The 19,124-nt window shown below is 70.9% G+C and carries 17 protein-coding genes and 1 pseudogene; 11 read left to right on the forward strand and 7 right to left on the reverse strand.

Going from position 1 to position 19,124, the window contains the following annotated elements:
* Positions 1-93 precede the first annotated feature (93 nt).
* Positions 94-468, reverse strand: coding sequence for an STAS domain-containing protein (locus ACZ4U1_RS10090; RefSeq protein ID WP_467901804.1), 375 nt, complete (start codon positions 466-468; stop codon positions 94-96).
* A 341-nt stretch (positions 469-809) separates the two neighbouring features.
* On the opposite strand from ACZ4U1_RS10090, the gene ACZ4U1_RS10095 reads away from it, so the two are divergent.
* From ACZ4U1_RS10095 to ACZ4U1_RS10110, 4 genes are all read left to right on the forward strand, one after another.
* Positions 810-1,367 carry a sigma-70 family RNA polymerase sigma factor gene (locus ACZ4U1_RS10095; RefSeq protein ID WP_467901806.1) on the forward strand — a complete coding sequence of 186 codons (558 nt, stop codon included), beginning with the start codon at positions 810-812 and terminating at the stop codon, positions 1,365-1,367.
* A gap of 131 nt (positions 1,368-1,498) precedes the next feature.
* Positions 1,499-2,710, forward strand: coding sequence for a zf-HC2 domain-containing protein (locus ACZ4U1_RS10100; RefSeq protein ID WP_467902262.1), 1,212 nt, complete (start codon positions 1,499-1,501; stop codon positions 2,708-2,710).
* A 285-nt stretch (positions 2,711-2,995) separates the two neighbouring features.
* Positions 2,996-4,150, forward strand: coding sequence for a Kelch repeat-containing protein (locus ACZ4U1_RS10105; protein ID WP_467901808.1), 1,155 nt, complete (start codon positions 2,996-2,998; stop codon positions 4,148-4,150).
* Between the two features lie 168 nt (positions 4,151-4,318).
* Positions 4,319-5,782 (forward strand): hypothetical protein, encoded by a 1,464-nt coding sequence (locus ACZ4U1_RS10110; RefSeq protein WP_467901810.1) that lies wholly within the window; start codon positions 4,319-4,321, stop codon positions 5,780-5,782.
* Positions 5,783-6,557: 775 nt separating this feature from the next.
* Here ACZ4U1_RS10110 and ACZ4U1_RS10115 read toward each other — a convergent pair.
* From ACZ4U1_RS10115 to ACZ4U1_RS10130, 4 genes and pseudogenes are all read right to left on the reverse strand, one after another.
* Entirely contained in the window at positions 6,558-7,109 is a 552-nt protein-coding gene (locus ACZ4U1_RS10115; protein ID WP_467901812.1) for an NUDIX hydrolase, read from the reverse strand.
* A 20-nt stretch (positions 7,110-7,129) separates the two neighbouring features.
* Positions 7,130-8,242 (reverse strand): annotated as a pseudogene (locus tag ACZ4U1_RS10120) (adenosylhomocysteinase); the annotation flags it as partial.
* A gap of 607 nt (positions 8,243-8,849) precedes the next feature.
* A complete protein-coding gene (locus tag ACZ4U1_RS10125; protein WP_467901814.1) occupies positions 8,850-9,290 on the reverse strand; it encodes a hypothetical protein in 441 nt (146 codons plus the stop codon).
* 55 nt (positions 9,291-9,345) lie between these two features.
* The gene (locus tag ACZ4U1_RS10130) at positions 9,346-10,575 is read right to left on the reverse strand and encodes a helix-turn-helix domain-containing protein (protein ID WP_467901816.1); all 1,230 of its coding nucleotides are present in this window, start codon (positions 10,573-10,575) and stop codon (positions 9,346-9,348) included.
* 333 nt (positions 10,576-10,908) lie between these two features.
* Between ACZ4U1_RS10130 and ACZ4U1_RS10135 the strand changes: the two genes are divergently transcribed.
* Complete coding sequence (locus ACZ4U1_RS10135) at positions 10,909-11,304, forward strand: copper chaperone PCu(A)C (RefSeq protein WP_467901818.1); 396 nt, start codon at positions 10,909-10,911, stop codon at positions 11,302-11,304.
* A 26-nt stretch (positions 11,305-11,330) separates the two neighbouring features.
* Complete coding sequence (locus ACZ4U1_RS10140) at positions 11,331-11,708, forward strand: hypothetical protein (protein WP_467901820.1); 378 nt, start codon at positions 11,331-11,333, stop codon at positions 11,706-11,708.
* 298 nt (positions 11,709-12,006) lie between these two features.
* Here ACZ4U1_RS10140 and ACZ4U1_RS10145 read toward each other — a convergent pair whose 3' ends face one another.
* Positions 12,007-13,554 (reverse strand): class I adenylate-forming enzyme family protein, encoded by a 1,548-nt coding sequence (locus ACZ4U1_RS10145; protein WP_467901822.1) that lies wholly within the window; start codon positions 13,552-13,554, stop codon positions 12,007-12,009.
* Positions 13,555-13,624: 70 nt separating this feature from the next.
* Here ACZ4U1_RS10145 and ACZ4U1_RS10150 point away from each other — a divergent pair, with 70 nt between their 5' ends.
* The 5 genes from ACZ4U1_RS10150 to ACZ4U1_RS10170 all read left to right on the forward strand — a co-directional run bounded on the left by ACZ4U1_RS10150 (position 13,625) and on the right by ACZ4U1_RS10170 (position 17,886).
* On the forward strand, positions 13,625-14,821 hold the full coding sequence (locus tag ACZ4U1_RS10150) for an amidohydrolase family protein (protein ID WP_467901823.1): 1,197 nt from the start codon (positions 13,625-13,627) through the stop codon (positions 14,819-14,821).
* Positions 14,821-15,954: an acyl-CoA dehydrogenase family protein gene (locus ACZ4U1_RS10155; protein ID WP_467901825.1), complete on the forward strand. Its 1,134-nt coding sequence runs from the start codon at positions 14,821-14,823 to the stop codon at positions 15,952-15,954. Before ACZ4U1_RS10150 ends, ACZ4U1_RS10155 begins: the two co-directional genes overlap by 1 nt.
* A gap of 2 nt (positions 15,955-15,956) precedes the next feature.
* Complete coding sequence (locus ACZ4U1_RS10160) at positions 15,957-16,859, forward strand: acyl-CoA dehydrogenase family protein (RefSeq protein ID WP_467901827.1); 903 nt, start codon at positions 15,957-15,959, stop codon at positions 16,857-16,859.
* Positions 16,860-17,256: 397 nt separating this feature from the next.
* Positions 17,257-17,394 (forward strand): hypothetical protein, encoded by a 138-nt coding sequence (locus tag ACZ4U1_RS10165; RefSeq protein WP_467901829.1) that lies wholly within the window; start codon positions 17,257-17,259, stop codon positions 17,392-17,394.
* A gap of 18 nt (positions 17,395-17,412) precedes the next feature.
* Positions 17,413-17,886, forward strand: coding sequence for an ATP-binding protein (locus tag ACZ4U1_RS10170; RefSeq protein ID WP_467902264.1), 474 nt, complete (start codon positions 17,413-17,415; stop codon positions 17,884-17,886).
* Between the two features lie 241 nt (positions 17,887-18,127).
* Here the strand turns inward: ACZ4U1_RS10170 and ACZ4U1_RS10175 are convergent, their stop codons facing one another.
* Complete coding sequence (locus ACZ4U1_RS10175) at positions 18,128-19,054, reverse strand: cyclase family protein (RefSeq protein ID WP_467901830.1); 927 nt, start codon at positions 19,052-19,054, stop codon at positions 18,128-18,130.
* Between the last annotated feature and the right edge of the window lie 70 nt (positions 19,055-19,124).

The following is a 19,124-nucleotide window of genomic DNA, read 5'->3' on the forward strand; positions in this document are numbered from 1 at the left end:
CGCGGGCGGCGGGAAGGTGGCGGCAAAGCGGCGGTTGTGCCAAGACCGGGGGAATTCCGCGACAACTCCGTGGCGGCGGGCCGGGAAAGGTGCTCAGGCGGACAGGGGGCCCGCGTCGTCGGCGGTGGCGGACTCGACGTCGGGGCGGACGTCGAAGAGGCGGCGGACGCCGAGCGCGCCGAGGACGCGGTTGACGTGCGAACCGTCGTCGGCGCCCCGGTCGGGCAGGATCAGCCGCAGCCTGCCCTGACAGGAGCGGATCAGCCGGCGGGCGGCGACGAGGACGCCGACCCCGCTGGAGTCGCAGAAGAACACGTCGGAGAGGTCCACGACGAGGCTGTGGTGCCCCTCGGCGACGATGTCGTGCACCCGCTGGCGCAGTACCGGCGAGGTCATCAGGTCCAGTTCCCCGGACACCCGGAGCACGGCCCACTCACCCCGTTCGACGCCGGTCACGTTGAATGCCACGGCCTTGCCCCTCCGCTCGCCGGATCTCGCGGAACCGCCCGGAAACGGAAGCAGTTCCTACGTTTCTTTCCGCGCGGCTGCCCAGCGGCCGTTCCCTGAAACGTGGCGCGGCAAACGGCGGGTGATCGACAAGGGGCTTGTTTCGGTCACTATCGATCCTGTTCGATCAGAGGTGTACGCGTCCTGTGTGAAGGTTGTGTGAAGAGGGCACTATCACCTGCGGCGCCGCGGGGGGCGCACATTGCCCCAAAGGGGCGTGCGTTGTCAGACGTGCCGACTACATTCGAGAGGGCAGGACCGACAGGCTGGACGGGCCGGACACGGTGAGGGGAGGGGACCGCATGGCCAGGAAGGACGTACCGCCCCGCTGGGACCGCAAGATGCAGCAGCGGCTCGCACGCGGTGAGGCGGCCGCCCTCGGCGAGATGTACGACCGCTTCGCCTCCCTCGTGCACAGCCTCGCCCACCGCGTCCTCGCCGACGAACAGGCCGCCGACGCCGTCACCCGCGAGGTCTTCGCCCACGTCTGGGAACACCCCGAGAGCTACGACCCCCGGCAGGGCCCGCTGCGCTCCTGGGTCGCCGCCGTCACCCACCGGGTCGCCGTGCAGCGGCTGCGGGACCGGGAGGAGCGGGAGCAGCCGCGGCGCGAGGAACTGGAGAGCACCGTCCGCCGCGCCTCCGTCGCCGCCCGCGCGGACTACATCGTCCACTCCATGCCGGCCCCGCTGCGCGCCGCCCTGGACCGGGCCTACGTCCAGCGCCTCGACTACCGCCAGACCGCGGCCGACCTCGGCGTCACCGAGGACGAGGCCCGCCGCCGGCTCCGCCTCGGCCTCCAACTCCTCTCCACCGCCCACGACACCGGCACCCCGCCGGGATACCGGGGTGCGGTGTGACCGGGGCGGGCTGGTCCGAGGAACATGACGGGCACGACGAACACCACGAGCGCGAGGAACGCGACAAACGCGAGGGACACGGCCGGCGCGACGCACACGCCGGTCATCGCCGTCCCGCACCCGCCCCGCGCATACCCACGCCCCGCACCTCCGTGGAGGACAGCGGGCTTCCGCTGCCCGACCTCGCCGACCTGGGGGACCTCGCACCCGTGCCGCTCGACCTGTCGCACGACGTCCTGAAGTCGCTGCTCGGCGCCTGGGCGCTGGCCGCCTGCTCGGCGGCGGAGACGGCGGCCGTGGAGGAACACCTGGGCGGCTGCGGCTCGTGCGCCGACGAGGCCCGCCGGCTGCGCGAGGCGGTCGGCCTGCTGCACCAGCCGGAGAGCCTGGACCTGGACCCCGGGCTGCGCACCCGCGTCCTGGAGAGCTGCCTGACCCGCCGGCCGCCGCGCATCCCGGTGCCCGACTGGGCGGCGCCGTACGACGCCGAGACCGCGCGGCTGGACGCGCTGCTCCAGGACTTCGGCGACGCCGAGTGGCACGCGCCGGTACGGCTGCGCTGGTTCGAGCAGGACACGCAGACCAGCCGTCGCACGACGGTCGCCGGGGTGATCGCACACCTGCTGTCCGTGGACGGCCTGATCGCCGCCGCGCTGGGCCTGGAGGACCCGCTGGCCGGGGTCGCCGGGGCGGCGGAGCCGGGTGCCGCGGGCCCGGCCGGCCGTACGGAGGCGTTCTGGCGGGCCTCGCACTTCCCGCCGACGCGGTCCGTGCGGGGGCCGTGGCGGGAGCAGAGCCACAGCCTGGTGCGGACGGTGTCCTTCACCGGCAGCCACACGGGCGGTCTGGAGGTGTCGTACGGCGACTTCGCTCTGCCGCTGCACGACGCGATGCTGGACCGCGCCTTCGAGTGCTGGGTGCACGCCGAGGACATCGCGGAGGCGGTGGACTACCCGTACAAGCCGCCGGCGCCGCGCCACCTCAACCGGATGATCACCCTCGCGGCCCGCCTGCTGCCGACGGTGCTCGCCGAGCGCCGCCGCGCGGGCCTGTCCGCGCCGGGGCACCAGGCCCCGCACCTGGTCCCGGCCGGCGCGCCCGGCCGCAGTCTGCGCCTGGAGATCGAGGGCGCGGCCGGCGGCGAGTGGCTGATCCCGCTGGACTCACCGGCGGCGGTGGGCTCCGCGGAGTTCGAGGTGGCCCATGTGGCCCTGGACGGGGTGGAGTTCTGCCACCTGGCCGCAGGCCACGTGTCACCGCAGGACGCGGCGGTGGGCCAGAACGGCGACCGCCAGGCGATCAGCGACGTCCTGTTCGCGGTGGCTTCGCTGAGCCGGATGTGAACACAGACGACACCCGGCGCCCGGTTGCCTGACCGGGCCACACCCCACCGCCTCACCCGGGACCCGCACCCGGCGGTGTGAAGCACAAGTTCAGTCGTGTGCGCGGTGTCGGACGACCGCCGCCTCGTCAACGGTCGTGTACCAATAGCCGCAAAGCTCCGATTCCGGTCGCGGCGGCGGCTGCGGCATGTCTGAAAGAGGTGTCCGATGGGGCGCAGTCACCCGTCCGGTCAGCTGAGAAGACTCAGAAGGATCCTGCTGCCAGGCCGCCGCAGCACCCGCACGGTGCCGGTTCCCGCATCGGTGCCGGGCAGCCGGACGCCGCTGCGCCGGCGCTCGTGGTGGCTTGCCGTCGCCGCACTGGTGCCCCTGCTCGCCCTGCCCACCGCCGCGACCGCCCAGGGCGAATGGCTGACGCTTCCCCCGATGCCGACCGCCAGTGCTTCCCCGGCCGGAGTGGCGGCCCCCTGCCCCAGCGGGAAGGGAGGCACCTGCGTCTACGCCATCGGCGGGGGTGACTTCTCCGGCGCCCTGAACGCGGCGCAGGCGTACCGTCCGGCGACCGACCGGTGGGTGACCCTGCCCCCGCTGCCGACCGCCCGCGACCGGTTGGCGGGGACGGCGGCGCCTTGCCCCAAGGGCGTACCGGGCCTGCGAGGCACCTGCGTCTACGCCGTCGGCGGCCGTAACCAGACCGGCAACCTGAACACGGTGGAGGCGTACAGCCCCGCCACCAACAGGTGGGCGGCCCTGCCCGCACTGCCGACCGCCCGCCGGGGCTTGGCGGCGGCGACGGCGCCTTGCCCCAAGGGCGTGTCGGGGCTGCGGGGCACCTGCGTGTACGCCGTCGGCGGCTTCGACGGCTCCGCCTTCCTGGACACGGTGGAGGCGTACAGCCCCGCCACGAACAGGTGGGTGACCCTGCCCCCGCTGCCGACCGCCCGCGCCTTCCTGGCCGGGGCTGCGGCGCCTTGCCCCAAGGGCGTGTCGGGGCTGCGGGGCACCTGCGTGTACGCCGTCGGCGGCTTTGACGGCTCGGCCATCCTGGACACGGTGGAGGCGTACAGCCCCACCACGAACAGGTGGGTGCCGGTGCGCCCGCTGCCGACCGCCCGCGGCTTCCTGGCGGCGACGGCGGCCCCGTGTTCCGACCGCACCAAGAGCGCCTACGGAGACACCGGGGACACCTGCGTGTACGCCGTCGGAGGCGCGACCGAAACCGACGTCCTGGACACGGTCGAGGCGTACCGTCCCGCCACCGACAGCTGGGCGGCACTGCCCCCGCTGCCGACCGCCCGCCAGGACCCGGCGGCCGCGACGGCACCCTGCCCCCACGGCGGCAAGGAGCTGAACAGGGACTGCGTGTACGCCGTCGGCGGCTTCGACGGAACCGATGTCGTGGCCACGGCAGAGGCGTTCGCCATCGATCGCGAACGCTGAGAACGCCGGAAGTCCCCCATGCAGCAGCCCACAGGAGATGCCATGCGTCACAGTCTGGAACGACGTGAACCCGTGCCCGAGGAGTGTCCCCGGCGAGGGAAGTGGTCGCTGCCCGGGCGCGGCCCGACGGCGGCCGGAACCTCCCCCGCCGGGCGGCGCGGCCGATCGGTGACCCGGAAGCGATGGCTGCTCGTGCTGTCCCTCGGGCTGATCACAGGGGCCTTCGGTTCCAGTGGCGCGGTGGCCGCCGACAGCGTCGAGTCCGCCGCCTCGCACTGCGACACGGCACCGACCGGCAGCCGCGTCCAGGACTACTTCCTGCATTTCACCGTGCCGCCCGGCCTGATGCCCGACCCGCAGTTCGACGGCCGCCCGGCGAGAATCCAAGTGCACCGGGTCCGGCCGGTGTACGCCCACGGCAAGTGCCGGGGTGTTCTCCGCAGGGCCGCGGTGCTGGTCCACGGCCGCAACCTCCCCGGCACGCCGGTGTTCGACCTGCGACACGCCGCCCCCGGAGGGGGGACGCTCAGCATGCAGCGGACCCTCGCCCGGGCGGGAATCGACACCTTCGCCCCCAGCCTGCTCGGCTACGCCCGTTCGACGCGATTCCGCCACGGACTCGACGATCCCGGCAACGCGAGCCTCAGGCCCTACCTCCCCGACGGCTCCTGCCCCTACCCCGAGGGGTGCGACCGCAGTCACCTCCCCTTCTTCCGCCTCGACCAGCAGGGAACACTGCTGCTGGACAATCCGCTCGACGGGCAGCGGCGCGCGCACTCCAGCAACTACCGCTTCGGGCGCATCGACCTGTGGGTACGCGACATCCGTCAGGTCATCGACGACGCGATCGCGCGGGCCAAGCCCACGGACGGCAAGGTCACACTGGTCGGCTACTCGCTCGGCGGACAGCACGTCGGCCGGACCCTGTACGCGGCCAACCCGGTGCTTCCCGGCAGCGCCGCCGTCATCGCCAAGGTCAACCGAGCCGTGTACGCGGAATCGATCTTCGGCACGCCCACCGAGGAAGTGACACCGGCGACGGGCTTCACGTCCTTCCCCACGAACCTCTCCACCCGGCAGGACAGCGACGCGACCTGGGCGATGGCCCCCGAACGGGACGCTGCCTGCACCGGCCACGTCGTCCCCAGCAGCCGACGGCAGTTGTGGAAGCAGCTGATGGAGGAAGACCGCCTCGGCAGCACCTGGGGAGGGGACCGCGATCACCCGACCGGCGTCAGCCGCGCGCCGACCTTCTCCAGCTACGGCTGGAACGCCACCGTCGCGCGGCAGCAGACCACACCCTCACTGGTCGTCAACGGCCTCGAGGACAGGACACCGCTCGCGACACCGGCCGACGCGCGGGCGCTGTACAACAGCCTCGGCACGGCGAACAAGGTGCAGGTCCAGGTGCAGTGCGCCAGCCACGCGATTCTGTGGGAGGGATGCTCCGGACCGCGCTGCACTCCGCGGTCGGGGACGCCTTACGGCGGTCGCCCCGGCCGCCCCTGGGCCGGCCCCCGTGCCACGGTTCAGGCGGCGGTGATCGAGTGGATCAAGAACGGCACCTTCAACGGCGCGACGAACGGTCGCTTCACCGTCGACGCAAGCGGTGTGGTGACGCCTTCCCCGTGACGGCGCAGCGCCCGAGCGGGCTCAAGGCAACGGTCTCGAAAACCGTAGTGACGTGAGAGCGTCACCGTGGGTTCGAATCCCACCGCCTCCGCAGGTCAGAGACGTGCAGGTCAGAAAGGGTGCCCCTCGGTGAGGGGCACCTTGTCGTATGGGGGCCTGTCTCACTTCGATCCGGCCCTGTCGCTTTGTGGATCACTGTGTGTGGACCAGGCGTGGACCACCCGTCGGCGTCAGCACAGTCCTCCGTTTGACACGCTAAAACTCCTGAGAGCAACTGACTGCTGCGGCCCGGAACTCTCGATTGAACGTCGTCAGTCTCAGTCGTGGGTCGCCTACGGAGGGAGGGGGACGCTCACCTTCTCGTCGGGCAGCGGCTCGTTCGTGCGGCCCCCAGAGGAGGTCTACGCCACCTTGCCGCCGATGAGTCCTACGATCGCGCCGAAGCCCGTCATGTAGGTCGTGGAGCACGCATCTGCGGCCGCTTTCATCCGAGCTGCAACAGTGACCCTTTCTAACTTCACGTCGAGGCAAGGGGGTTGCAGCCGCACCCGCGTTCGGGCACGCCGATCACCCCGGTACCATCGGCACCGGGGTCCTGACCAGGGCTTCCAGGACCGGACCACCCCGGATTGCTGTCCAGGCTGAAGGGTGGTCCGGTCTCTTGTTGTGGGAGCCCGCTGCTTTGCGGCACGGGTAGCGAGCAGCGGGCGCCGGGGGAGCCGTACCGCCCTGTCGGGGGTATCGAGGGACTGTACGGCTGGCTTGCTAGGGGCCGCTATGGGCGGTTTGCGGCTGCCATAACGCGGGAGCGCAGAGGCTCGGCGGTCAGCATGTCGGCGAACTGCCAGGAGTAGTTCGTGACCTCTTCCGCTTGCAGTTCGACGGCGTCGGCGGTGGTCCGGAACAGGAACCGGAAGTCGAAGTGAACGTGCTCCGGCTCGCCCTTGCGGTCGTTCGCCGGGATCGAGTGAACGTCGATGTGGAGGGGGGTGTCGCTGGCCGGTTCGACCTGGTCACTGCTGATGCCGGTTTCCTCGGCCAGCTCCCGCAGAGCAGCCTCCCGAAGCGTCGTGTCGCTGTCCTCAACGTGCCCGCCGGGCAGCAACCACTTGCGCAGGGCCCGGTGCTCGATGGTGAGGACGCGGCCGTCGGGGCGGACGAGGGCGGCGCCAGCGGTGACGTGTCCGCGGAATTCCTTGCGGGAGGCGACCGAATCGCCGGCCTGTTCCACGACCTCACCCACGGTCGAAAGGGCGTCCTTCTCCTCCGGGTGGTCAACGAGGTAGGCGGCGACGGTGTCGCGCACGTGCTGTGCGGTGATCGGCATGGGGCGCTTCTCCTAGCGGTGAAGTAGTTCAGCCACGTTCCGGCGATCGCAGCGCGTTCGGCGGCATCGACCTCGTGCATACCGGGCCCGAGGTCGCCACGGGCCAGTTTCCGGACGCCCGCGAGGATCTCCGCCTGAACGAGGTAGATGAACGGGCCCACGCTGGCGCCGTGCAGGAAGTTGACGGCGTTGCCACCGTTGAGCAGGTAGAAGTAGTGCCCGGTGGTCTGGTAGCGGGTGATGTGCTCGCCGTTCGGAGTGCGCTGGTACACGTTGGGGAGGCCCGCCAGGTCGAGTTCGTCTTCGCTGCTGGTGACGGTGGCGACGTAGGCACCGTTCCGCAGCGCCGAGAAGTCTTCGCCCCTCAGCGAGACCGCACCGGTAGCGCACAGGATCAGCCCGGCACCGTGCAAGGCGGCGTCGCGGTCCCTGGCGACGGTGAAACCCTGCGAGAGCGCCTGTGTGCGGCGGACGGGGTCGAGGTCGTACACGGTGACCTGGACGGCCTTGGCGTGCAGCAGTCGGGCGATGCTGGAACCGAGCTTGCCGAACCCGATCACGAGGGCCGTGCGACCGTGCAGGATGTCTCCCCGGCTGCGCATCAGGGCCTCGGTCGAGAAGACGACCGACTGACCGACGAGGAAGTCTTCGGGGTCCTTCAGCGGGGAGCGGGCGACCGAGACGACCGGACAGGGCAGCTTCTCGGCGCTCGCGTACCGCTTGTGCCCGTTCTCCGTGTCCTCGACGACGCCCAGGACGCGGCCCGAGAACCGCTCGCACAGGGCGTCGAGGGTGGGCGCGAAGTACCCGCCGACGTCCAGCAGTACGACGGGTTCACCCCCGGCCCGCGACTCGACGTAATCGACCGCGCCGGCGGGGTCCTCGAACAGCTCCCGCGTGAGGGCGTCGCACTGCGTCGTCTTCTCGATCTCGCGGCGGGCGGTGAGGTCGATGGACTTGGGCTTGGGCAGCACGGCCCGCAGGTTCGTGCCGATGCCCACGGCCCGCACGAAGGCGGGTCGCTCGGGCAGCAGATGCGTGATCAGGAAGGCGGACGGCCTCTCCTCCGGGGCGAAGGTCTCGGCGATACGCGCGAAGTACGAGTCGAGACGTGCACGCTCGAACTGCTCCATTGCTCACTTCCCTTGGTTGGGCGGTAAGGCTCAGGACAGGTGCTGGACCCGCCCCCGCGCCGGGGAGATGGGAGACGCGGGGGCGGGGGTCATCGGGTGACGCGCCGTCCGCGACGTCTGCGGTGGCGGCCCGCCCCTGCCGGGGAGCGGGGTGGGCACCGGGCGGGGACGGGAGCTTGCGGGGGTGCCTGCCGCCGAGTGGGCAACGGATACACCCGGAGGGAGTACCGAGCGTCGTAGTCGGTCACGGTGAACACGAAGGCTCGACCAGCGGCGAGGGCCCGCAGGGCGTGTTCGTACGCGTGCTCGTTTCCCGCCCACGCGCGCAGCTCAGCGTCAGGCCGCGCGACGTTCGGACCGGCGTAAACGAGAGGAGCGTTCCGCAGGGATGTGGCTCCAGGGTTCGGAGACAACAACTGAGCGAGGTGGCAAGCCTCAGCACGCAGCCAGCGTGCGGCGAGGCGGGCCGAACGGCCGCGGTAGGTGGCGAGAAGGATCTCGCGGGAGCCGCTGAGGTCATGGGCGGTGGCTTCACAGCGGAAGGCGATGGGAGGCCGCGTAGCGCCGCACAAAGAGGCCGGCGGCGGGAGCGTCAGCACGGCCGGGCTCACCGCGCGGGCTCCCGTGCCGTTTTTCGCGCCTCGATGATCTGCCCGAACTGGATGCAGTACAGCTCGACTTGTGCCGGGGTGAGGACGAGTACGGTCTCGCAGACTTCGCCATCCTCGTAGTGGACGGTGACCGGCAGAGCCGCTTGCTGAGCGCGGTGGTCATAGATGGCATCTCGCCGGATGGGCGTCACGTGCGTGACCGGGACCGGCACGGGGCGCAGGGTGGTTCCGTCGGACCGAGCTCGCCAGTCCTCACCGCCGCCGGGCGGGCGAAGTTGGTACGACGCCGAGGTGTCGCTGGGGAGGGCAACGACCACCCCAATCCGTCCCGCCTTGGCGAGGTCGAGGGCGAGGTCGCCAAGGCGGGGATGAAACGGGGTGCCAGCGCTTAACTCGGCACCCCGCGCGGGCGGTTGCTTCGAGGTTCGTTCGGCCATGCCCCGAAGCTAGGAATATCTCCGGGGCCCAATATGAACCGCAGGAATACGACCCTCACCCGTCGAGGTGGAAGCGGTCTGACATGCGACGCAGCTTCTCGCGGGTGCTCGCCCGTTCGGCGTACACGATGCTGCGCAGGGTTGACCGGGCGATGGGGTGATTGCGTACGAGCTGGGGGGCGATGCGCTCCGCCTTCTCCAGTTCCTTCAGCGCCTTGTCGCGGTTTCCGTCCCACAGCCAGGCCCGCGCCAGGTCCATGTGGTGGTGCCCCTGACGGGAGTTGGGAAGCGACTCGATCAGTTCCTTGCTCGTGCGCCGGTTTATCGACAGCGCCTCGCGTTGCTCATGCATCTCCAGGGCGACGCTAATGGCGTGGATCTGCACGTTGCCCGGCGAGAAGGTGAGGCTGTGGCGGTCGTAGACCGGAGGGCCGGCGGTCTCCCCCATTCGCTTGGCGGCAGCCCGCGCGTGCTTGATCCGATCCTTCGCTTCGGCCTTGCGACCGCTCCGCGCAGCCGAGACAGCAGCGCGCAGTTGCAGGGATCCCCACACCCGCACGGCCAGCGGCTCACCACGGTCGTATTCCTGCTGCACACTGCGGAGCGCTCGGTCAGACAGGGCAATGGCGTCATCCCAGTCCGCCGTGGCCCACATGTCCCACACGCGCATCCAGTCGGCGACGGCAGGCATGACCGGGTCGCCCGACAGCCGCGCGGACCAAGTGGCCCTTTCACATGCCATGGCGACCAGCTCGGGGTGCCCCAGGGCGTGCGCGGACGTGTGAGCGAACTTACAGCACACCGCGTAGATCGCGTACGCCTCTTCCCGCTCATGGCCCGTGGCGACTTCGGCCAGGGCGCGCGTCTCACGGAAGAGGTCGGGGAGTACCTCCATGATGGCCGTGTTGGCCGCAGCATCGCGGAGGCGGTGCAGCCGAGTGGTTTCCTGCCACAGATGACGAGCGGGCCGGGGTGTCCCGTCGAAGACGGGAGCAAGGTCATAGCGGCGCAGTTCCCGCATGATCGCTGCGGCAGAGACCTGCCACTGATTCTCGGCCGGAGAGCTGTTGTACGGCCGTCCGATCAAGTCGTTCGGGTGTACGTGCAGCTCCGAGGCGATCAGGTTGAGCAGGCCGACGCGATCCAGTTCGATGAGTCCGCGTTCCATCTTGGACACCCAGCCCTGCGTCTTGCCCAGGGCGGCAGCGAGGTCGGCCTGAGTCTTGCCGAGGCGGAGCCGGGCGCGGCGTACGCGGTCGCCGATCTCTTCGGCTTCTTCCAGCATCAGCGCGCCCCCCTGTAGGTGAGGCGCCGACGGTCAAACAGGCGGCGAGGCATCGTGCTCCATCCGTCGGGGCTTCTCCCCCTGACGGTACCGAGGCAGCGTGCCGCCTGTGGAGTGCTACCCGCAGTCGGGTCGCAGTTCCAGCTCTGTTGCTGGGCTACTTCCTGATGGTGATCCCGCGGTTACGGCAGCCGCACGGCACTGCGTCACCGGATCTGCTGATCTCCCACGTCGCTACCTTGCGTAATTCTACGATCACCCACAGTGTGCTTGGTGTGCGGGGCTGCCGAGTTGCCCCGGGCGGCGACCACCTCAGAAAGGGAAGCGACCTCAATGAAGACGCCAGTCTCCACCGATGTCACGGCCAGGGCGAACTCCGTCTGGGTCCGCTGGCTACCGAACGCGCTGCCTGCCGCGGGCTACATCACCTTGGAGAACTCCTCGCAAAAGCGTATCGAGATCACCAAGGTAAAGAGCCCTGACTACCAGCACTGCACGATCTACCAGACCGTGACCGACTCCGAATCCTCGAAGATGGTCAAGGTCGACAAGCTCGCCCTGCCCGCCGAGGGCAGCCTCGCACTGACACCGGGCTTCTACCACATCATGTTCGAGAAGCCGACCCACCTGATCACTCCTGGTGATAACGCCCGAGTCATCTTCTACCTGGACAACGGGACCGTCTTCAAAATCAGGATGCCCGTCCGCACTTCCCCTGAGCTGTACTGACCCGCGTGCCACCAGGAGACCCCGGAATGACCACATACCACCTCGTCCTCGGCGACAACCAGGCCGAAGCACTCGACTCCGTCACCAAGCTCACCATCGTCGGCACCGCGCTCGACATCGACGCCTTCCTGTCCTCCGACGCCCACGCCCCGGTCCCCCTGTGGGGCGACGTAGTCCTCACTCGTGGCGACGACCGCCACCCGGCCACCACGGCCTGGGCTGAAGAGGTTGAAAACACGGACACCCACCAGGACGTCGTCCTCATCGCAGGCGATCCCGCCGACCCCAAGTCCCGCCGCATCCGCCTCACCGACGCCTGGGCTAGCGCGAGCTACCACCTCGACGAAGACGACGAACCTGATGCCTTCGCCATCGCCTTCGCCGACATCACCATCGAGAAGTAGCAGCGCGACTGCACGGCCCCTGGCCACGTCAATCGGTCAGGGGCTGCTTCATGCCGTAAGGCGCCTGCTCGACCCTGGACGAAGGGAAGCAGCCACCCGTTCGCGACTCCGCACAGTAGTAGGCTTTCGCGATACCGGTGTGAGCCTCGGGCCACGGGCTGACGAGCGCAGTGGTGCCGGCCGGAGCGGAGCCAGTGGACCCTGTGTGGACCACAGCCCTCACCCGTCGCCTGCTCCCGGTACGCTGTACCCGCTCCGCCCCTGGTGGGCCGGGGCGGAGGTGGGTTGCCCGAGCGGCCTAAGACAACGGTCTCGAAAACCGCTCCCGCAGCCTGTACTTCAGCACCTTCCGCAAGGTGTCGTTGCGCGGGAGCGCCTCCACCACCTCCAGCCGTTCCGGCAGCTTGTGCACGGACAGCCCCCTCGAGCGGAGGAAGGACACGGTCTCCGGCAGGGTCAACCGGGCGGCGCCGGCCGGCTGTTCGACCACCGCGCAGACCAGTTCCCCGCGTTCTGGGTCCGGGAGGCCGATCACGGCCGCGTCGGCGACCGCCGGGTGTGCGGCGAGGAGGTCCTCGATCTCCTTGGCGGAGATGTTCTCGCCCTTGCGGATGATCACGTCCTTGAGGCGGCCGGTGAGGACCAGGTGGCCCGAGTCCGTCAGGCGTCCCAGGTCGCCGGTGCGGAGGAAGCCGTCGGGGTCGAAGGCCGCGGCGGTCTGGGCGGGGTCCAGGTAGCCCTGGCAGACGGCCTCGCCGCGCAGGCGTATCTCGCCGTCCACGATGCGGATCTCCATGGCGGCCGGGGGGCGGCCCTCGGTCGTCGCCAGGTTCTCGGGGGTGTCCTCCGGGTCGCCCATGGTGATCATCGGGACCTCGGTCATGCCGTAGCCGTGGGTGAGCTGGACGCCCATCTCGCGGACCACGCAGTGGTACAGCTCGGGCGGCTTGGGGGCGCCGCCGCCCGCCAGGAGCCGTAGGGTCGGGATCACCTTCTCGGTCGGGTGTTTGCGCTGCTCGGCGAGGAACATGGAGTAGAAGGCCGTGGAGCCGCCGGCCACCGTCACCCCGTGCCGCCGGTACTCCGCCAATGCGTCCGGCAGCGCGAAGTGCTCGAACATCACCGCCGGGAAGCCGTACAGGAGCAGCATCACCGTGTAGTCGGGGCCGGCTATGTGGGCGTACGGGAAGGCCATGGAGCCGATGTCGGTCGGCGACAGCTTCAGCGCGTGGGCCAGGCAGGAGCCGCCCGCGATCAGGGAGCGGTCGGTGTGCAGGACGCCCTTGGGGTCGGAGGTGGTGCCCGAGGTCCAGTAGATCCAGCGGACCGAGGTGCCCTCGGCGGGGGGAGGGGGGAGGATGGACGGGTCGCCGTCGGGGAGGGTGTCGTACGCCTCGAAGACGCCCCTGGCGCCGAGGCGGTGCGCCATCTTGGTGTGGTCGTGGCCGCGCCAGACGCCCGGTACGGCGAAGAACTCCGCCTTCGACTCGCGCAGCGCGAAGCCGACCTCGCGGTCCCGGTAGAAGGGGATCACCGGGGACTGTACGGCGCCCAGGCGCGCCAGGGCGAAGGACAGCAGGGCCGTCTCGATGCGGGTGGGCAGCTGCCAGGCGACCACCGTGCCGGGGCGTACGCCCATGCCGTACAGGCCGGCCGCGACGCGTTCGGAGCGGGCGCGCAGGCCGGCGAAGGTGAGCGTCCGGTCCCCCTGGAGGAGAACCGGGCGGTCGGGGGTGAGGGCGGCGCGGCGGGTGACCAGTTCCCACAGTGTGCGGGCGGAACTCAGGGTGTGCGGGGTCTCGTTCACGGGTGCCCCCAGCTTGGCTGACGACTCGTCAGCTGCCATGCTATCTGACGGACCATCAGATCAGCAGTGTCCAGTCGAGCAGGCGAGCACCGTACGGCGGAGGGGACCCATGGCGACCGAACTGCCCCGCATCATCAGCGTCGACGACCACGTGATCGAGCCCGCCCACCTCTTCGAGACCTGGCTGCCGGCCAGGTACCGGGACCGCGGGCCCCAGCCGCTGACCGCCGGGATCGGGGAGCTGGCCTACGTCGGCGGGAAGTACCAGATCACCATGGATCCGGAAGGACAGCCGACCGACTGGTGGATCTACGAGGACCTGAAGTTCCCGTACAAACGGAACATCGCCGCCGTCGGCTTCGACCGGGACGAGATGACCCTGGAGGGGATCACCCGGGAGCAGATGCGGCGCGGGTGCTGGGACCCGAAGGCGCGCCTCGCGGACATGGACCTCAATCACGTGGAGGCCTCTCTCTGCTTCCCGACCTTCCCCCGCTTCTGCGGGCAGACCTTCGCCGAGGCCCACGACAAGGAGGTCGCCCTCGCCTGCGTGCGCGCCTACAACGACTGGATGGTCGAGGAGTGGTGCGGGGACAGCGGCGGCCGGCTGATCCCCCTGTGCCTGGTCCCGCTGTGGGACGTGGAGCTGGCCGTCGCCGAGATCCGGCGGAACGCCGCGCGCGGGGTGCGGGCCGTCACCTTCTCCGAGATCCCCACCTACCTCGGGCTGCCCTCCATCCACTCCGGCTACTGGGACCCGTTCTTCGCCGTCTGCCAGGAGACCGGCACGGTCGTCAACATGCACATCGGCAGCAGCTCCCAGATGCCCGCCGCCTCCCCGGACGCACCCCCGGCCGTCCAGGCCTCGCTCAGCTTCAACAACGCCATGGCCTCGATGATGGACTACCTCTTCAGCGGGGTCCTGGTCCGCTTCCCACGGCTCAAACTCGCCTACTCGGAAGGCCAGATGGGCTGGATCCCGTACGCCCTGGAACGCGCCGACGACGTGTGGGAGGAGCACCGCGCCTGGGGCGGGGTCCGGGACCTGGTCCCCGAGCCGCCGTCGACGTACTACTACCGGCAGATCTACTGCTGCTTCTTCCGCGACAAGCACGGCGTCGCCTCGCTGGACGTGGTCGGCCGCGACAACGCCACCTTCGAGACCGACTACCCGCACGTCGACTCGACCTTCCCGCACACCAAGGAGGTCGCCCTCGACCATGTGAAGGGGCTGGACGAGGAGACCGTGTACAAGCTGATGCGCGGGAACGCCATTCGCATGCTCGACCTGGACTTCGACCGCTGATGGACCTGTCGTACACCCCGGAAGAGGAGGAGTTCCGGGCCCGGCTGCGGGAGTGGCTCGGCAAGGTGCTGCCCGCCCTGCCGGACAAGCCGTCCCCGGACGACTGGCCCGGCCGCCGCGCCTACGACCTCGGCTGGCAGCGGATGCTGTACGACGCCGGGTACGCCGACGTGCACTGGGACGCCTCCCCGACCATCCGGCTGATCTTCCTGGAGGAGACCGAGAAGGCCGGCGCGCCCTACGTGGGCGCCGGCTTCGTCGGGCTGCTGCACGCCGGGCCGACCATCGCCGCCGAGGGGACGCCCGAGCAGCGGGCGCGCTGGCTGCCGCCGATCCTGCGCGGCGAGCAGGTGTGGTGCCAGGGGTTCAGCGAACCGGACGCCGGCTCCGACCTCGCGTCGCTGCGCACACGCGCGTGGAGGGACGGCGACCACTACGTGGTGACCGGGTCCAAGATCTGGACCTCGCACGCCGAAGTCGCCGACTGGTGCGAGCTGCTGGTCCGCACCGACCCCGCCGCGCCCCGGCACCGGGGCATCACCTGGCTGGCGATGCCGATGGACGCCGAGGGCGTCACCGTACGGCCGCTGCGCACGCTCGCCGGGTCGGCGGAGTTCGCCGAGGTGTTCCTGGACGAGGTGCGGGTGCCGGTCGCCAACCGGGTGGGGGAGGAGAACGACGGCTGGCGCGTCACCCTGGTCACCCTCTCCTTCGAGCGCGGCACCGCCTTCGTCGGCGAGGTCGTCGCCTGCCGCCGGGTGCTGGGTGAACTGGCGCGTACGGCGCGGGAGAACGGGCGCTGGGACGAGCCGGAGCTGCGCCGGCGGCTGGGCCGGCTCGACGCGGAGTTCCGGGCGCTGTGGCGGCTCACCCAGTGGAACGTGAGCGAGGCCGAGGCGAGCGGCGGGGTGCCGGGCGTCGGCGGCTCGGTGTTCAAGCTCCGCTACTCGCACGCCCGGCAGGAGCTGTACGACGCCGCCGCCGAGGTTCTCGGGCCGGACTGCCTCGACCTGGACCGCCCCTGGGTGCTGGACCGGCTGTCCTCGCTGTCGTACACGATCGCGGCCGGGACCTCGCAGATCCAGCGGACCATCGTGGCCGAGCGGATCCTCGGCCTGCCCAGGGGGAGGTGACCGTGCGCTTCCAACTCACCGATGACCAGGCCGCTTTGCGGGCGGGGGTGCGGGCGCTGCTGGAGCGCCGCTTCGGGCGGGAGGCGCTGCGCGCGGCCGTCGACGCCCCGGGCCGGCTCGACCGGGCGCTGTGGCGGACCCTCGCGGAGGCGGGGTTCTTCGCCCTGCGGCTGCCCGAGGCGGACGGCGGGGTCGGGCTGGGGCTGCCCGAGGCGGTGCTGGCCTTCGAGGAGGCGGGGCGGGCCCTGCTGCCCGGGCCGCTGCTCGCGACCCACCTCGCGGCCGGCACCGTGCCCGGCGCGGCGAGCGGGGAGACGGTCGTGGCGGCCGCCGACGGGGAGCTGGTGGAGTGGCTGGACGCGGCGGACGTCGTACGGGGGGACGCGTCCGGCGCCGTGGCGCTGCGGTCGGTGGACCCGCTCACGCCGCTGCACCGGGTGGCCGGGTCTTCGGGATCCGCCGCCGGGCCCCCGGATCCCCTCGCCGGGCCCCCGGATCCCGTCGCCGTGCTCCTCACCGCCGCCGAACAGCTGGGCACGGCTGGACGGGTGTGCGAGCTGGCCGTGGAACACGCCCGGCGGCGCGAGCAGTTCGGGCGGCCGATCGGGGCCTTCCAGGCCGTTCAGCATCTCTGTGCCGACCTGCTGGTGCGGGCCGAGACCGCGCGCGCCGCCGTCTACGCCGCCGCCGTCACGGCCGACCCCGCCGACATCGCCGCCGCCCGGCTGCTCGCCGACGAGGCCGCCGTGCGGGGGGCCCGCGACTGCCTCCAGGTGCACGGCGGGATGGGGTTCACCTGGGAGGCGGACGTGCATCTGCACCTCAAACGGGCCTGGGTGCGGGCCCGGCGCGCCGGGGGGAGCGCACACGGTGCCGAACTGCTCGCCGCCGCGCTCGCGGGCTGAGCCGCCGGGGGCGACCCGGGCCGTCGTACCCGGAAAGCCATGGCCCACGATGTCGCGGATCGTGGCGAACCGACATCACGGAGCGTTGATACCGGGTTGTGTCCTGCGCGGGACTCGTCACGGCCCGGAGTCGGGCGATCGCTCGGGTACCTTGTGTGGGATGCGAGTGGCTGCGCGTACGAGCCGTGCCGGCGGTGCCCCTGGGGCGGTGCCGGGCCGCGCGGTGCGCAGCGCCGCTCGCTGGGCGGACTGGGCTGTCAGCCCCGCCTGTTCGACTCCCCGGCACGAGCGTCGCACAGTATGCCCTACGCGTACTCCTTCGCGCGGGAATATGCCCGAAGCGCTTGTTGGGGTGACTGTACGTCAACCATGCTGTCTCGCAAGGGAGTCACATTCCGTGACCCTTGCTCTGGCCGTTGTTCTGGCCATGCAGAAAATGGCTACGATCGTGGCCCTCGCCGTGATCGCCGCCGCGGCTGACGCCGTGGCGCGCGACCGGCACGGGGTCATGTGTCCGCCGGTTCGGATGGTGTGAGCGGTGCAGGTGCTTCAAGTGCAGCTGGAGATCCGGCCCGACCCCGCTGAGGTGGGCCGGGCCAGGCGGTGGGCGCGTTCGCGGCTCGCCGGATCGGGGATAACGGCCGACGAGCCGCTGGCCGAGACCCTGATCCTGCTCGTCTCCGAGCTGGTGACCAACGCCGTGGTGCACACCGGGCGGCCGGCCGTGCTGCGGCTCTGTCTGCCGGCCCCGGCGGAAGAGAACCGGGCGTCGGCGACGGTGCGGGTGGAGGTGGCGGACGGCAGCTCCCGCGCCCCCGTCCCCCGCTGCGTCGGCAGCGACGCCACCGGCGGCCGGGGTCTCGCCCTCGTGGACTGTCTCGCCGACCGCTGGGGCTGGAGCCCCGAGGGGGCCGGCAAGAGCATCTGGTGTGAGCTGGACCGCTGTTCACAACCCCGGGAGAGCGCAGCGACGGCGTACGGGGGCGGACTGTCCGCGTACGAGGATCTCGCCTTCGAAGCGGTGTAGCCGCCCGGAGCGCCGGTGCGCCGGGGGTGCAACCGTGCGCGGGTAACGCGATCAGGGTGTCGCAACACGGCCACGCACCGGCGTTGACGTCCCCTGGGCGGCTGATCAGGCTGGGGGGCGACGATTCGCCGCGAGGGGACGGCGAGGGCCCGGTTCCCGGCCGTCCTCGTCGAAGGCGGGTCGCCCCGGGGGCGGCGCGTGCGTGTGACGGTGGGGGGAGGCGCGCCGCCCACCTGTCTTTTCAGAGGACCGCCACCGGTGCCACCGGTGTCCCCGTCGCGCCCGTGAACGGCTCGGGCATCGCCGACAGCAGGAACGTGTACCGTCCCGTTTCTCCACAGGCTGTGGACAACTTTTCGAGATTCCAGTTCTGGCCCTGCAGCATCCCCATCTCCACCAGATGCAGCGCGTGCACCGGCAGCCACAGATTCTCGATCTCGGGCGGAAAGATCTCAAAAGTGAGCGTGTCGTTCGCGACCGCCGCCACATCGCGCGCGTGGAACCACTGCGGGCAGCGCACCGAGAGCCCCGGCGACGGATGGCCGTACCCGTGCTTGTCCCCGGCCAGGAGGACCTGCGCCTGCCCGGTGCGCACGAGCACGATGTCACCGGCACGCACGCGCGTACCGGCGAACTCCTCGGCGGCCTCGAGGTCCTCCGGCGTCACCGCGTGCCCGCCCGCCAGCCGGTCCACGCCCCGCGCGCGGGCCACGTCCAGCAGCACCCCGCGCGAGACGAGGTGGGGGACCTTGTCGATGCCGCTGAACTCGGCGCCGCCGTGCGCGGTGACGGTGTGCGCCGGCCGGCCGTTGTAGAGCCTCCCCGAGTGCGAGACATGGGTCAGCGCGTCCCAGTGGGTGCCGGCCTGGAGGCCCATGGTCACCACGTCGTCGCTGCACGCCACCGTGCCCGGCCCGAACAGCTCCTGGTTGATCTGCACCATCGCGTGCAGCGGATCGATCCGGCCCGGGATCATCCCCGTCTGCACGCCGTCCTGCCGGAGGGGGAGGGCGAGCGGGACACGGCGGCCGGTGCGCACCTCGCGCGCGGCCTGCCGTACGACCTCGTCCGTGATCAGGTTCAGGGTGCCGATCTCGTCGTCGGCGCCCCAGCGGCCCCAGTTGTTCACCCGCTCGGCGATCTCGTGGAACTCCTCCGGCAGTGCCATCCGGTGCCTCCCCGGGGCTTGTGCCCGCGCCGTGGGCGGGCCACTCTGGCGTTGCCGTAAATCTAACGGA

The sequence above is a fragment of the Streptomyces sp. NPDC028928 genome (genome assembly GCF_055564915.1).

Bases quoted from the DNA above. Each gene is read 5' to 3' on its own strand.
- ACZ4U1_RS10130 (WP_467901816.1), bottom strand. From the start codon at position 10,575: ATGCTGGAAGAAGCCGAAGAGATCGGCGACCGCGTACGCCGCGCCCGG.
- ACZ4U1_RS10150 (WP_467901823.1), top strand. From the start codon at position 13,625: ATGGCGACCGAACTGCCCCGCATCATCAGCGTCGACGACCACGTGATC.
- ACZ4U1_RS10095 (WP_467901806.1), top strand. From the start codon at position 810: ATGGCCAGGAAGGACGTACCGCCCCGCTGGGACCGCAAGATGCAGCAG.
- ACZ4U1_RS10155 (WP_467901825.1), top strand. From the start codon at position 14,821: ATGGACCTGTCGTACACCCCGGAAGAGGAGGAGTTCCGGGCCCGGCTG.
- ACZ4U1_RS10125 (WP_467901814.1), bottom strand. From the start codon at position 9,290: ATGGCCGAACGAACCTCGAAGCAACCGCCCGCGCGGGGTGCCGAGTTA.
- ACZ4U1_RS10145 (WP_467901822.1), bottom strand. From the start codon at position 13,554: ATGGCAGCTGACGAGTCGTCAGCCAAGCTGGGGGCACCCGTGAACGAG.
- ACZ4U1_RS10135 (WP_467901818.1), top strand. From the start codon at position 10,909: ATGAAGACGCCAGTCTCCACCGATGTCACGGCCAGGGCGAACTCCGTC.
- ACZ4U1_RS10115 (WP_467901812.1), bottom strand. From the start codon at position 7,109: ATGCCGATCACCGCACAGCACGTGCGCGACACCGTCGCCGCCTACCTC.
- ACZ4U1_RS10175 (WP_467901830.1), bottom strand. From the start codon at position 19,054: ATGGCACTGCCGGAGGAGTTCCACGAGATCGCCGAGCGGGTGAACAAC.
- ACZ4U1_RS10140 (WP_467901820.1), top strand. From the start codon at position 11,331: ATGACCACATACCACCTCGTCCTCGGCGACAACCAGGCCGAAGCACTC.